Source organism: Corynebacterium choanae (assembly GCF_003813965.1).
Lineage (GTDB): Bacteria > Actinomycetota > Actinomycetes > Mycobacteriales > Mycobacteriaceae > Corynebacterium > Corynebacterium choanae.
Genome location: NZ_CP033896.1, coordinates 1 through 14,252, shown reverse-complemented (window position 1 = coordinate 14,252; position 14,252 = coordinate 1). Strand labels below are relative to the sequence as shown.

9 protein-coding genes are annotated in these 14,252 nt (G+C 56.1%); 3 read left to right on the top strand and 6 right to left on the bottom strand.

All coding sequences use genetic code 11. The features are described 5' to 3' along the window. Positions 1 to 143 precede the first annotated feature (143 nt). Positions 144 to 2,852 carry a DNA gyrase subunit A gene (gene gyrA / locus CCHOA_RS00045; protein WP_123925557.1) on the bottom strand — a complete coding sequence of 903 codons (2,709 nt, stop codon included), beginning with the start codon at positions 2,850 to 2,852 and terminating at the stop codon, positions 144 to 146. 453 nt (positions 2,853 to 3,305) lie between these two features. Here gyrA and CCHOA_RS00040 point away from each other — a divergent pair, with 453 nt between their 5' ends. The 3 genes from CCHOA_RS00040 to CCHOA_RS00030 all read left to right on the top strand — a co-directional run bounded on the left by CCHOA_RS00040 (position 3,306) and on the right by CCHOA_RS00030 (position 4,976). Further along, positions 3,306 to 3,530 (top strand): CopG family transcriptional regulator, encoded by a 225-nt coding sequence (locus tag CCHOA_RS00040; protein ID WP_123925555.1) that lies wholly within the window; start codon positions 3,306 to 3,308, stop codon positions 3,528 to 3,530. 276 nt (positions 3,531 to 3,806) lie between these two features. Further along, complete coding sequence (locus CCHOA_RS00035; protein ID WP_123925553.1) at positions 3,807 to 4,163, top strand: hypothetical protein; 357 nt, start codon at positions 3,807 to 3,809, stop codon at positions 4,161 to 4,163. Between the two features lie 363 nt (positions 4,164 to 4,526). Next, a complete protein-coding gene (locus CCHOA_RS00030; protein WP_123925551.1) occupies positions 4,527 to 4,976 on the top strand; it encodes a DUF6918 family protein in 450 nt (149 codons plus the stop codon). A gap of 257 nt (positions 4,977 to 5,233) precedes the next feature. Here the strand turns inward: CCHOA_RS00030 and gyrB are convergent, their stop codons facing one another. The 5 genes from gyrB to dnaA form a co-directional block, all read right to left on the bottom strand. After that, positions 5,234 to 7,300 carry a DNA topoisomerase (ATP-hydrolyzing) subunit B gene (gyrB, locus tag CCHOA_RS00025; protein ID WP_123925549.1) on the bottom strand — a complete coding sequence of 689 codons (2,067 nt, stop codon included), beginning with the start codon at positions 7,298 to 7,300 and terminating at the stop codon, positions 5,234 to 5,236. A 520-nt stretch (positions 7,301 to 7,820) separates the two neighbouring features. Continuing rightward, complete coding sequence (locus CCHOA_RS00020) at positions 7,821 to 8,783, bottom strand: DciA family protein (protein ID WP_164472320.1); 963 nt, start codon at positions 8,781 to 8,783, stop codon at positions 7,821 to 7,823. 2 nt (positions 8,784 to 8,785) lie between these two features. Further along, positions 8,786 to 10,099 (bottom strand): DNA replication/repair protein RecF, encoded by a 1,314-nt coding sequence (gene recF / locus CCHOA_RS00015; protein ID WP_123925546.1) that lies wholly within the window; start codon positions 10,097 to 10,099, stop codon positions 8,786 to 8,788. Positions 10,100 to 10,238: 139 nt separating this feature from the next. Then, complete coding sequence (gene dnaN / locus CCHOA_RS00010; RefSeq protein ID WP_123925544.1) at positions 10,239 to 11,414, bottom strand: DNA polymerase III subunit beta; 1,176 nt, start codon at positions 11,412 to 11,414, stop codon at positions 10,239 to 10,241. Positions 11,415 to 12,338: 924 nt separating this feature from the next. Beyond that, positions 12,339 to 14,222, bottom strand: coding sequence for a chromosomal replication initiator protein DnaA (gene dnaA, locus CCHOA_RS00005; RefSeq protein ID WP_221339805.1), 1,884 nt, complete (start codon positions 14,220 to 14,222; stop codon positions 12,339 to 12,341). Positions 14,223 to 14,252 lie beyond the last annotated feature (30 nt).

Sequence of the window (14,252 nt, the reverse complement as noted above, 5' to 3'; positions counted from 1 at the left end):
CCGCGGTGGTGTTAGCCGCGGCAGGTGTTGTGAGTAGATGATAAAAATATCCACTTCGAGCATCTGATCTGAAACAGGAGCAGTCCCCCTAGCGGACATGCTTCACTGATGGGCATATCCGCTAGGCGGTGATACTTAGGTTGTTATTCCTGTTCGTCGTCAGTATCGGCGAGATTGCCATCCTCGTCGAGCAAACTCGTGCCATGCTCGGTCGATTCGAGTACCTCAGGTGTTTGACCACTGTCGTCGATCGGCACACCGGAGGCGTCCGTCTTTTCTGTTGCGGTTGCCGGGGTGATGGTTTCTACGGCGTCGTCAACGGTCTGCTCCGCGCCCCGTTGTCGACCTGGCTGTTCACCGTGCGCGACGGCTTCGGCAGTTTCTTCGCCTTCTTCTTCCACATTCCGGTCAATCGCCAGCAGTTCCACACCCTTTTCCAGGTTGACGAGCCGCACCCCCATAGTCTGCCGGGACGAGGGACGAATCTGGCCAACTTCGGTGCGGATCACCCCACCTGCGGAGGTAATCGCGAAGATCTGATCATCGTCGTCGACGGTGAGTGCACCGATAAGTTTCCCGCGCTTCGGGGTGTATTTGAAGGTCACCACCCCCAGTCCGCCACGGTTCTTGGTCGGATATTCTTCCAGCTTGGTGCGTTTACCGTAGCCACCGGAGGTAGCCACCAGCAGCGAACCGCCTTCACGCACCACGCACATGGCCAGCATCTGATCGTCGCCCCTAAAGCGCATACCGCGCACACCGGCGGTGGCACGACCCATTGGACGCAGCGCCTCATCAGAAGCGGTGAAACGAATCGCCTGCCCCTGATCAGAGACCAGCAGCAGATCATCATCAGCACTGGCTAACGCCGCACCGATGAGGCGATCATCCTCTGCCAAGTTGATAGCGATCAACCCACCAGAGCGGGAAGAGTCATAGTCGGTAAGCTTCGACTTCTTCACCTTGCCCTGGGCGGTAGCAAGCACCAAATAGTCAGCATCGTCGTAGCTTTGAATCTGGATGACCTGAGCAATGGTTTCCCCTGGTTGGAAGCTCAGCAGGTTAGCGACATGCTGACCGCGGGCAGTCCGGGAGGCTTCCGGCAATTCGTAGGCTTTCAACCGGTAGACCCGACCATAGTTGGTGAAGAACAAAATCCAGTCGTGGGTCGAGCAGACAAAGAAGTGCCGCACCACATCGTCTTGTTTGAGTTCAGCGCCACGCACCCCTTTCCCGCCGCGTTTTTGGGAACGGTACGCGTCAACTTTGGTGCGCTTGGCATAGCCAGTGGAGGTGATGGTGACCACCACATTCTCCCGGGCGATGAGATCTTCTTCGGTGACATCGCCGGTTGCGGCAATGATCTCTGTGCGGCGATCATCACCATATTTGTCGACGATCTCTTTCAGCTCGTCGCGCACGATTTCCCGCTGCCGTTCTTCGCGGGCAAGAATGTCATTCAAGTCAGCAATAACCGCTTCGATCTCAGCTAAGCGGTCGATAATCTTTTGCCGCTCCATTGCCGCCAGGCGACGCAGCTGCATCGCCAAAATGGCGTCTGCTTGAATCTCGTCGATATCAAGCAATTCCATCAAGCCGGTGCGTGCCACATTCGGTGTCGAGGATCGCCGAATCAAAGCAATAACCTCGTCGAGCATGTCGAGGGCTTTGACCAGGCCACGCAGAATATGGGCTTCCTTTTCCGCTTCCTGCAACCGGTAGCGGGTACGCCGCACAATCACTTCGATCTGATGCTTGACATAGTTGCGCAGCATCTGATCCAGCCGCAGCGTGCGGGGCACCCCATCGACGATGGAGAGCATATTCGCACCGAAAGAGGTTTGCAGCTGTGAATGCTTATACAGGTTATTGAGCACCACCCGCGGTACCGCATCCCGCTTGAGATAAATCACGATCCGCATACCGATACGGTCAGATGACTCATTTTGAATATCAGAGATGCCGGTAAGTTTGCCTGACTCGATCTGTTCCGCGATCGAGGAGATCATGTTATCCGGGTTGACCTGGTATGGCAGTTCGGTGATAACAATCTGCTGGCGGGAGCCTTCTTGCTCTACGGCGGTGACACCCCGCATCCGGATCGATCCACGACCGGTGGTGTATGCGTCCTTGATACCTGAATCGCCAACAATAAGCCCAGCGGTTGGGAAGTCTGGTCCATGGACACGTTCCATGCATGCTTCCAGTGCTTCTTTTGGCTCCGCATCAGGGTTTTCCAGCAGCCAGAAAATAGCTTCGCCCAGTTCCCGCAGGTTATGTGGCGGAATATTGGTCGCCATACCGACAGCAATACCGCCGGAGCCGTTCATCAGCAGGTTGGGCACCCGGGCCGGTAACACTACCGGTTCGAGGTTTTTCCCGTCATAGTTGGGCTGGAAATCGACAGTGTCTTCGCGGATATCGCGCACCATCTGCATCGCCAGCGGGGTGAGACGACACTCGGTATAACGCATCGCCGCCGCCGCGTCATTACCGGGGGAACCAAAGTTACCTTGTCCGTCGACGAGCGGATACCGCATCGACCATGGCTGCGCGAGACGCACCAGGGTGTCATAGATTGCCGAGTCGCCGTGCGGGTGGAATTTACCCATGGCGTCTGCCACTGGGCGGGAAGACTTCACATAGGAGCGATCCGGACGATAGCCGGAGTCAAACATCGCATAGAGGATGCGTCGGTGCACTGGTTTCAGCCCGTCACGCACCTCTGGAAGGGCACGGCCAACAATCACCGACATGGCATAGTCGATATAGCTGGACTGCATTTCTTCAGCGATATCAATCGGCTGAATACGGTCGGTTAAGGTTTCTCCGCCGTGAATGTCGTCGCTCACTGGTTGTTATTCCTTCCCAATTGGGATGTCTTTTTGTTCGTTGTGCAGTCGCCGCACAGGATGCGACTACTTGCACACGAGTTATTTGATGTTGCACAGGTAGGTTGTATTTCGCACGGCATGCTGCCTGTCCGCGGCACTGTGGTTTTGCCTTGCACCTTGACAGCCAGAGCCGCAGCAATGTTGTTTCCGGTGCATATTGCGATCAGGTGGTCAATTACAGATCCGTGTCACCATGTGCGTGGTGTGTACACACACAACGTCACTATTCTACGTGGTTGTGGCACGCTTTGGCAGCTACAGGGCCGTTGAGGGCGTATTTGACCGTTTTACCCCACGATGCTTGGTATCACAGTGATACCATATTGGCGAACAGGGGCAGCACACGGCGCCACAAAACGCGGCAACCAGCTGCAGCACGTTCGTCCAACGGTGATGAAAGGATTAATGCTGGTGGCCATGACATTGCGGCTTTCCGCGGAAGAAGATCGGGCGTTAACGCTGTTGGCTGCGGCGCAAGGCCGCAGTAAACATGATGCGGCGGTGCGCGCCATTGTGGCGGCTGCAGCACGCAGCTTGCTTGACAGTGAAGTGCATCATTTGGCCTATGAGCTGCTGGCCGACTATCGGGAAACCCAACAAGCAATCACCCAAGCCAAAGCGAAACATCGGCCCTAGGGCAGGCAACACACTGCACTAGGACAGGCAACACACTGCACTAGGGCTGAAAGAACCCTGGTGTCGTTGCCAATTTGAACACCATTGTCGTTGCCAATGTTTGGTGATGGTGCAACACCATCCCGGTGTCACTCATCGGCCGATTCCCCAGGTGTTGCACCTGCCTGAAGGTTCGGGTCTGAAGGTTCGGGGCAATCAGCATCTCCTGGCAACAATGACGTTTGATGGAGTTCCAACTTTTCATGTATCCGCCGAGGAGATGTTGAGGTGTCCCAGATGACAAACCACTCCCCGCTGCCGCTTATCGCTGCCACGCCGCGTGCGGGTGCAGCAATACCGGCGGTGGATTTCCCCGCTGACCAGCTATACCGCGTGGCGCAGGTGTTTTGTGCTGAAACCCCGGCCAGCATTGTCGATCATGCGGCACTGGTGGCCGCGGCAAGTGTGTGCGGGGCGAAATTACATGGTGTGCCCCTGTTTCCCACCCCGGACGAGGCTGCCGCCGCGTTAGCAGAAACTTTGCTCAAACTTACCCCGTTGTCGCAGGACAATGCCTTGTTTGCCAAGCTTGCCGCGGCAGTATATCTACGACGGGCTAGTGATTTTGCGGCCCGTGATACCCCCACTGGATAGCAGGTGAACCGCTGCTTTTTCGGGAAAGTCTTTGCCTGTGTTCCAACAATGTGTAACATAAGTGACTGTTGTGATTGCAGTGAATAGCTGTGGCTGATGTGGCACTCGTGTGCGCTGAGTCATCGACTGTGTGAGGAAGAATCACGACAGCAAATTCTCAAAAACAGCAACCCTTGTCGAACCCCGCCGCCAACTTCAGGCAACGTTTGGCAAGGGTTGCTGCAATACTGCCCCACCTGCCGCATTGCCGTATTGCCTGGAATAAAACAGTTACAACAGCACCCCCGCGTGGCAGGAGGCACTCGTCCCAGCCACAACGGTGCCCGCCACTTGTGCGGGAACAATAAACTACACTGACACGCTGTGACTACCCTGCGTGAAGCGTTTACCTCGAAACAGCGACCAAAGATTGCGGCCGAACTTGTTACCCTCATCGACGATACGATCGCCGGCTACAAGGGATTTACCGGCACCGCAATCAAAACCACCGTCGGGGCAGTGAAGAAAACTGACCCCAATCTCATCAACCGCAGCGTGCAAGCGGTCATCCCCGAATTCGCTGATGCGATGCAGCCGCTGTGGGATGCCTACACCGCAGACAACACCGCGGAAAGCTTCTCCGCGTATGTGTTACAAGACCCGGATAATGTTGCCGACTATCTGCTGTCACATGCCGATAAACACACTGACCGGATAAACAACAAAGCACTAGCGAAACTTTATGCCTCACTGCGGAACCGGGCAGTCCCACTATTGAAACCAGCACTAGGCCCGATGGCAGCGATCGTGCAACGCTACGCGCCACAGGTCTAGCAGCCGCCACTGTGACCAGTGACAGATAGTCACCGGGAGGCATCGAGTGCCAGTGACTTTGCCCCGATGCCCAAGACAGCACCAAGCACAACACCCCAAAAAACAGCAGCTGATAGGCGAAAAACTACCAGTCCACTGTTCCTTGGGGTGTACATGGAGTGCGCAGGATTCAAGCAACGCATTCCTGCAGGTGTGACACCGCAGGCGCACAACACCACCGTGTCGGCATAGGGGTTGCGCGCTACCTGCGGTGACGATTACACGTCGAGGAACCGCACATCCTTAGCGTTACGAGTAATAAATGAGCGGCGTGCAACAACGTCATCACCCATGAGAATCGAGAAAATCTCATCGGCGGCGTTCGCATCTTCCATCGTCACCTGCCGCAAGGTGCGGGTCTCTGGGTCGAGCGTGGTTTCCCACAGCTCTTTCGCACTCATCTCACCCAGACCCTTATAGCGCTGAATACCGTCGTCCTTGTTGATCTTCCGACCCTGCGCCAGACCTTCCTCCAGCTGCTGGTCACGACCCGCATCCGAGTAGGCAAACCCAGGCAAACCGGACTGCCACTTCAACTTATATAGCGGCGGCTGCGCCAAATACACATGCCCATTGTCGACCAGCTGCGGCATAAACCTAAACAGCAGCGTTAGCAGCAACGTAGCAATATGTTGACCGTCGACGTCAGCATCGGCCATCAGCACAATCTTGTGATACCGCAGCTTGTTGATATCAAACTCGTCGTGAATACCGGTGCCGAGGGCAGAAATAATCGCCTGCACCTCATTGTTTTTCAGCACTTTATCCAGTCGGGCTTTCTCCACATTGAGGATCTTGCCGCGCAACGGCAGAATCGCCTGATACAGCGAATCACGCCCCGACTTTGCGGTACCACCAGCAGAGTCACCCTCCACAAGATACAGCTCCGACTTCTTCGGATCCTTCGACCGGCAGTCCGCCAACTTACCAGGCAATCCACCAAGATTGGTTGCCGACTTCCGGCGCACCAGTTCGCGGGCTTTCCGTGCCGCCTGCCGGGCATGAGAGGAAGAAATCGCCTTATTCATGATTTCTTTTGCCTCAGCCGGATTCGCTTCCATCCAGTGCGTAAGCTGCTCGTTGACGCTGCGCTGCACAAAGGATTTCACCTCAGTGTTGCCCAGCTTCGTCTTCGTCTGCCCTTCGAACTGTGGGTCAGCGATCCGCACAGACACCACTGCTGCGAGCCCTTCCCGGCAGTCATCACCGGTAAGGTTCGGTTCTTTATCTTTCAGCAGCTTGTGTTCCCGCGCATAGCGGTTCATCAACGAGGTGACTGCCGCCCGGAACCCTTCCTCATGGGAGCCACCCTCCATCGTGTTGATGGTGTTGGCGAAGGTGTGCACCGACTCCGAATAGGAGGTGTTCCACTGCATCGCGATCTCGAGCTCGTTGTGCTCATCCTTAGCATCAAAAGCAATGATCGTCGGATGCGTCGGGGTTTTCGTCTTATTGATATTGCGGACATAGTCTTTCAACCCGTCCGGATAGTGGAAGACCCGCTTTTTCACTTTCGGCTTGGCCTTCGCTGCCGGCTCAGCTGACTCATCATCGGAATCAGCTGTAGCTTCCGCAGCATCCAAAGCGGCTTGTTCATCTTCCAAGCTCACCTTGTCAACATTTTCTGCTAACTCGTCAAGCGCTGCTTCTTCCTCACTCACCCGCAGGTCAGTGAAGGTAATCGTGAGCCCCTTGTTGAGGAACGCCATCTCTTGCAGGCGGCGAGCAATCGTATCAAATTTGAAATCGACAGTTTCGAAGATTTCCGCATCCGGCCAGAACCGGATCGTCGTCCCGGTGCCGCGAGCTTTCCCACCCTGGATCAACGGATCAGGGATTGCATTGGTGAAGTTTTGAATCCAGTGATAGCCGTCGCGTTTCACATCGGCTTCTACCTTCGTCGACAAGGCGTTAACCACCGAGATACCCACACCGTGCAAACCACCGGAAACCGAATAGGATTCCGAGTCGAATTTGCCACCGGCGTGCAGCTGGGTCATGACCACCTGAATCGTGGGCGGACCTGACGGGTGCAGATCAACAGGAATACCACGACCATTGTCAACGACCTGAACACCGCCGTCAGCCAGCAGGGTGACATCAACTTTGTCGGCATAACCTGCCATCGCCTCATCGACGGAGTTGTCGACAACCTCCCACACCAGATGGTGCAAACCTTTTTCGCCGGTTGAGCCGATATACATACCTGGGCGTTTCCGGACTGCTTCCAGCCCTTCCAGGATAGTGATCGCACTACCGTCATATTTGTGCTCTGTAGCGGTCACGAGTGGCGACGCTCCTTGGGATCTTCGATGTCGAACAAATCACCGCTGCTGCGGTTTGCTGCCAGGCAGACCATTTTTTACCAGCTGACCTGCCACAACATGATGAGTCGCAAGACTGGTCACTGCAAAGAAAGAACCAGGGGTAGTCCCTGGGGTCGCAAGCAGACGTTTTTCCCCTCTATCTTACACTGTTTGCAGTGCGTTTTCTCACCACACGGGCACACCCACCTGCCTCTTTCTTTCCCTGCAGAAAACCTGCAGAAAACTCTTCTTGGGTAGCCCTGCGCAAGCCAAGAGAGACGATCTGCCACCCGCTGGTTGTTAGTTCTCACCTTCTTTACCACCGCAATGAATCCACCATGGAGAACTGTTCTGTCCGGCAAACCCCACTGCCACCACCCCAACCGGGCAACCACCCCGATTCCTCGTGAACACCAACAACCTCGCCAACTATTATCTGTTGCGACCCCTTTCGTGCAGACATTGTTATAAAAGCGGTGACTGGCTCTATGCTTCCCGGCTAGCGGCGGCGAGTGTTCGATGACTGCCAGCGGCCACGCCGCGAGCCACCGCTGGTGCGGGGTGGGAAAATATGCAGCGTCGTAATATATCCGTCGCCAATTTTTTCTGCGATACGTTGCAGTAGCATCGGCTGCATGAGCCGCAGGTTCGTCGCCCACGCTGTCGAATCTGTCGACAGAAACAAGGTGGTTTCTTTAATCATTTCGACTTTTGTGTGATCAGCGATCGTGTCGCCAACAATCGAGCGCCAATTACCCATAATCACCCCGCTCGAGATCCCTTGCCGCCATCCCCGATCAGCGATCTCCCGCTGTAACACGTCACCGAGTTTCTCCAGTTCCTGGTGGCGTTTCCGGCGACGCCCACTGGCATCAGTGGCATGCAGCTGAATGCGGCTGATCGACTCCAGCAGCGACGGTGGGATTTCCCCCATATTGTGCAGCACATATTGCGCGACGGTTATCTCGTCGAGCGGCGGTGTGTCCTTCGCTGTTGCAGCATCGTCCCCATTTGCCGGCTCATCAACTGCCGTTATGCGATCATCTGCAGCAGACACAGTGGCAGTAACAGGATTCCCGCCGGAGGACGATTCCTCCGAGTCTTTACCGCTGGCCGCATCACCTGCCGGTTCTGTCATAGCGGCAAGAATCGATGCAATGCGTTCTTGCTGAGGATCAGCAGCAGCAAGCCGCCGCGGCTCCTGCTGATAGGTGTGCCCAAATCCGGTAATGGTTTTCGCTGGGGTGCCCTGATAACGCAGTGACGGCAGTCGTCCACCGCGAGCTTTCGCCATAGACCGGGCAGCAGCAAACGCCCCATCGACCAAATCGTGATGTTCCCCCTGCACGGAAGCAGATTCTTGGCGAGCAGATCCCCCCGCAGAGCGGGTGCCATCAGTGGCGGACTGTGCGGGAGCACTGCGCTTGTGCGGGTGAGGTGTGGTGCCACGAGAGTTCTGCACGGTCATTCCTCCCCCGAGTCATTGTTGTCCCTGGCTGTGCTGCTCCTGCTCGCAGCATCGGTATCCCCACTAGCATTCACCGTCTGGGCAGCGTCAGCCTCACCAGTTGCCGCAGGTGCATCCAAGCGGGATACCCGGCTGCCGGCACTATACACAGTGCTCACCATATGCGTTGCAGCAACTGCAGCATCCAATTCACGCGGCAGATCATCACCCACAGCCGCAGTAATCAACACCTGCTCACTATCGCTTAACGTATTGACCAGCAGCGTGCGACGACGTGCATCAAGTTCGGCAAACACATCATCTAAAATCACAATCGGATTCACCCCGTCACCGCGATACAGTTCGGCGGTAGCCATCCGCAACGCCAACGCCATCGACCAGGTTTCCCCATGGCTGGCAAACCCTTTTGCCGGCTGACTGCCTAACAACAGCTCTACATCGTCGCGGTGCGGGCCGACAAGGGTCATTCCTCGATCAATTTCTTTGCTGCGCGCCTGCCCAAGCGCGGTCAACAAGGCTGCCTCATAGAGTTCCTGCAGCCCAGCTGTATCCGTGTTGGAAGTGGCATGTGGACTGCCGAACTGTTGCAACGTGGTCGCAATACTGGGCACATAGTGGATTCCAGCCGGACGCGATTCTGGGGCGATCGACGCATACGCCGCATGCACAAGACCGCCCAACTGGTGCAACACTGCTGTGCGTGCCACCATCAGCTGGGCGCCAAGTGCCGCAAGTTGGCTATCCCACACATCTAAAGTGGTGACGGTTGTTTCATCATGCATCCAGCTGCGTCGGGACTGGGCGGCAACTGATTTCAATAGTGCGTTTCGTTGCCGCAGAATCTTGTCATAGTCATGTTTCACCCCTGCCAGCCGCGGGGTACGGGTGGCAATGATCTCGTCGATAGCGCTGCGACGAATAGCTGGTTCACCTTTGACAAGTGCTAAATCTTCCGGGGCAAACAACACGGTGCGCACCACCCCGAGCAGCTGCCGGGGCGAATCGAGCCGGGTGCGGTTGATCTGCGCGAGATTACTGCCCTTCGGTTTAATCAGCACATGGGCGGTAAGTTCCCGGCCTTCATGTTGCACGACCCCACTAATCCGTGCCGCTGTTGCGCCTTCCCGAACCAGCGGCACATCGTGAGACACCCGATGCGACTGCAAATGGGCAAGATAGCCGACAGCTTCCACAATATTGGTCTTGCCCTGCCCGTTGCGTCCCACAAACACAGTGACACCTGCAGGCAGTTCACAGGAAAACGTGTCCCAGGAACGAAAATCCTGCAAGGCAAGCTGGGTGATACGCATATTTGTGAGGAGATCCTTCACCAATTCGTGCAAGTTCGCAGCGGGCATGAAGCGCGCAACACGCCACGACCCCGGTGGCAGGGGCGGGATGATGCATCATCACCGCCCCCAATGACCAGGGGTGTGCAGCATTGGGCGACTAGCTAGTGCGAACAGGCATCAGCACATATTGGAAATCGGTTTGCGGGGCGGGGAAGAACCCATCTTCTGTCTGTTCGGGGAGTTCCTCCGGTTGGGGGGCAAGCAGCACGGGACGATGTGGCTCGGTGAATCCGAAAAATACCCGATCGGAAGCCATAACCTGCAGGCCTTCGCGAAGATACTGGGTGCGGAAAGCGGTAACAATTGTGTCGCCAAAAAATGCGCACGGGATGGATTCCTGTGCCTTTCCGGCATCCGCCCCACCAGCACTGATAATGAGTTCACCGTCGGTAAACTGCAGCCGAATCTGGCCGGCTGAGTCAGCAACCAACGACACCCGTTTCACCGCCTGCAGCAGTTGATCAATTGCCACAGTTGCGGTGGCAGTGTGTCGTTCCGGAAGCAGTGGCCGGAAGTTGGGATATTCCGCATCGATGAGCCGCGTCGAGGTTTTCCGATCACCGGATTGCAGGCCGAGCAGCCGGTGGCCTTGTTCCGCGTCGCTGACAGCCAACACCACATCTTCACTGGAGGCAGAGCTTAACGTTTTCGACGAATCAAGGAGGGTTTTCGCCGGTACGAGCAGCTGCGTGTCGAGGGTTTTATCGAGGGCATTCCAAGAAAGTTTCCGGACCGCCATCCGGAACCGGTCGGTGGTTGCCAGCAGCATCTCATCGCCGGTGATCGCAATGTAAATACCGGTGAGCATCGGCAGCGCATCGTCGTTGCTGGCAGCAACTGCAACCTGTTGAATAGCCCACGCAAAACCTTGCGGATCAACAGAACCAGTGGGCTCTGGCAGCACTGGCAACGCGGGATAATCATCGATAGGGATCGCTGGAAGCTCGAAGTGGGCGCTACCGCAATCCACGGTGATCAGTGAACCATCACAGTCGAACTTCACCGTCTCCTTCGGCAAATTGCTCGTGATATCGGAAAGCAACTTACCGGCAAGTGCGATCTTGCCGGGGGATTCCACATCAGCGGGGATCCGCACCAGATTCGAGACCTCGTAGTCATATCCGGAGATCTCTAAAACATCATCTTCGGCAACAATGCGAATGCCTTTGAGCACCGGCTGTGCTGGATTTGACGGCAGTTTACGGGCAACCCAACTCACCGCCTGTGCAAGTTCGCTATTTGCTACCTCAAACGCAATCTGATCAACATCCATTGCTGTTCCCACCGCTCCTTTTCATTCTCAGCATCCACTAACGACCAATCAGTTACCTGTGCACCATCCCCTGCAGGAGATCACTTACTCCAGGGTAGGTGAGCATCAACGGCCGCGATGGCGCTACACCACATGATGGTTGCGGTGTTTGCTATCGGCCACGAACCGGTTGTTGTGACACTAGAAAAAACTACCTGCCAATCACCGTCTGTGAAAACAGCCCGGTGCAACTCGGTCTCTGTGCCATCTGGGGCTGCAAATCTGCTTCCCCAGTGCCCATTTTTACCCAAGAGAACTGATTGATTTCGTTGGTAATAACAGTAGGTCCTGTGCAAACTGTGAATTCACCGTATCAGCCCAGGTTATCTAGGAAGTTAGACTGTGATTTCCGGTGTGGAGAACATGTGGAAAATTCGGCAAAATTGTGGATGGACCGGCCGGCTTTCTGGTTATCCACAATAGGGGTGGTAGTTATCCCCAGAATTTTGGCGCTTGTCCACAAGTTTTGCACATTATGTTTCCCCAGCTCATCCGGGGCGCCTGTGATCTGTGTGACGGAATTACATCCTTGTAATTACACACTTGTGCATAAGCCTGTGGATAACGTCGTTGCAGCGTGCGGTGAAGAAAAAATTTTTTTCTCCACATCCCCCTACTCATCACCCCCGAAACAGTGCGACCTGGGTAAATACGCAAACTGTGCCAAGGCGGCCTCCTAGCAGCTGCAGTGGCCTTGTCGCTGTCCGTCGGCGGTTACTCACCGTGCAGGCGCCCGGATTACTACCGCAAGCCGGTGATCGTTATTGGCAAGATCCGTAGAAATTGCGCAACGCCGAAGACAACACGATGTGCGGTCTTCGGCGTTATCGGGGTTTAAGGTGGCGCAGCGGCGCGGGCTGCCAGTAGGAGACGCAGGCGGATAGGTTAGCCGCGTGCCTGCTGTTTGATTTGCTGGGTGAGCTGCTGAATCTCGTCGAGCGTGTCCCGGTTTGCGGCAAGCTTTTCCCGAATTTTCTGATCGGCATACATCACTGTGGTGTGATCCCTGCCGCCGAATGCTCGGCCAATACTGGGCAGCGACAAGTCGGTGAGCTCCCGACACAAATACATTGCCAACTGGCGAGGATGAGTGACTCGTTTCGTGCGCCCCGGTCCGGTCAACTCGTCGGTCGACAGGTTGAAATATTCGGCAGCGACTTCCAAGATCACCTCTGGGGTGATCTGCATATCGGCTTCGTCGGGAAGAATATGGCTGAGTGCATGTTTTGCGCTGTCGACCGTCAGCGGCTCGTTGTTCAGCGACGCTGCCGCCGAAACCCGAATGAGTGCCCCTTCGAGTTCCCGGATCGATGATTTGAAATGCTGGGCGATAAATTCCAACACATCCCGGGTCACATGAATATGTTCAAGCTGCGCTTTCTTCGACAAGATAGCGATGCGGGTTTCCAAGTCTGGGGGTTGAATATCGGTGATCAGCCCTTGTTGGAAGCGGGTGACGAGCCGATCATGCAATGTGGTGAGTTCTTTCGGTCCCCGGTCAGAGGTCAAAATGATCTGCTTGTCGGCAAGAAACAGCGAATTGAAGGTGTGGAAGAACTCTTCCTGGGTGAGTTCTTTCCCGGCCAAGAATTGGATGTCGTCGACCATGAGAATGTCGAGTTCCCGGTAGCGGCGTTTGAAGGATTCCTGCCGGTCGTCCCGGGTGGAGTTGATGTAGTCGTTGGTGAATTCTTCGCTGGAGACGTATTTGATGCGAAGTTTCGGATTCAGCGACTTGGCATAGGTCCCTGTTGCCCGCAGCAGATGGGTTTTCCCTAACCCTGACGGCCCGTAGATAAACAGCGGATTGTAGGTGGTTGCCGGCTGTTCGGCCACCGCAATCGCCGCTGCACAGGTGAAGTTATTCGACGGACCTTTTACGAAGGTGTCGAAGGTGTAGCGATCGTCGGGTTTGAGCATGCCTTCGCCGCTGCGGGTGGCAGTTTCCCTAGGCAGACGCGCCCCCGCGGTGGAGGGGGCTGCCGCGGCGGGGGCAGGAACAGGCTGCGTGAGCGGGGTGTGCGGGTCGGCTGCCGGGGGCTCAGTTGTGGTGTTCGTCGGTTTTTCCCACCCGGGTTGCGGCCTGATCGGTGAGGTAACAGTGGCGGCTTCCGCTTCCACAGCCGGATCAGCAAACGCCCCCGGTGGGCGTTTATATATTTTCAAAAAGTCGACAATCGGCAGTTTGCCGCTGGCAAGGGCTGCTTCGGCTTCGGCGAGTTTTTCCCGCAGCTGGGTTTCTTTCGCAGTATCGCCACTGGCCGCCGCCTGGTTTACCTCGTTGATGAGGTTGGTCAGTGGATAGTTCATGGCGGCGGCATCATCAGTTGTCGAAGCCGCTTGCGCATCGGCCGGTTTGGTCTCTGGTGTCACATCCGTGCCTGACTCAACAGGGGAATGTTCCTCCCCTGCTGCCGCTGCACCAGTGACACCAGTTGCTGCGGGAGTGCCGCTAGTTGACGCCGGATGATCCCCGCCAGTTGCATCCGTTGGTGCCCCGCCACGTTGGGGAGGTGTAGCCGCAGCAGTGTGAACGGAGACCACAATCGCGCAGCGTTGCCCAGTGACGGTGGCGAAACCATCAGCAATCGCCTCACTTAAGGACTTCTCCACTACTTCTTTCGCCGCTTGGCTCGTGACCTGCAGCACCGCGATGTCGGGCAGTAACGTCACCGGGGTGATATCGGCCAACGCCCGATGTTGTTCATTTGACAGCGAAGCCGCACCGGGATGCGACGTCAACAGCACGGTGAAGACTTGGCTCCACACATGCTCCGGTGAAGTGGCGGTGTCAGTCAC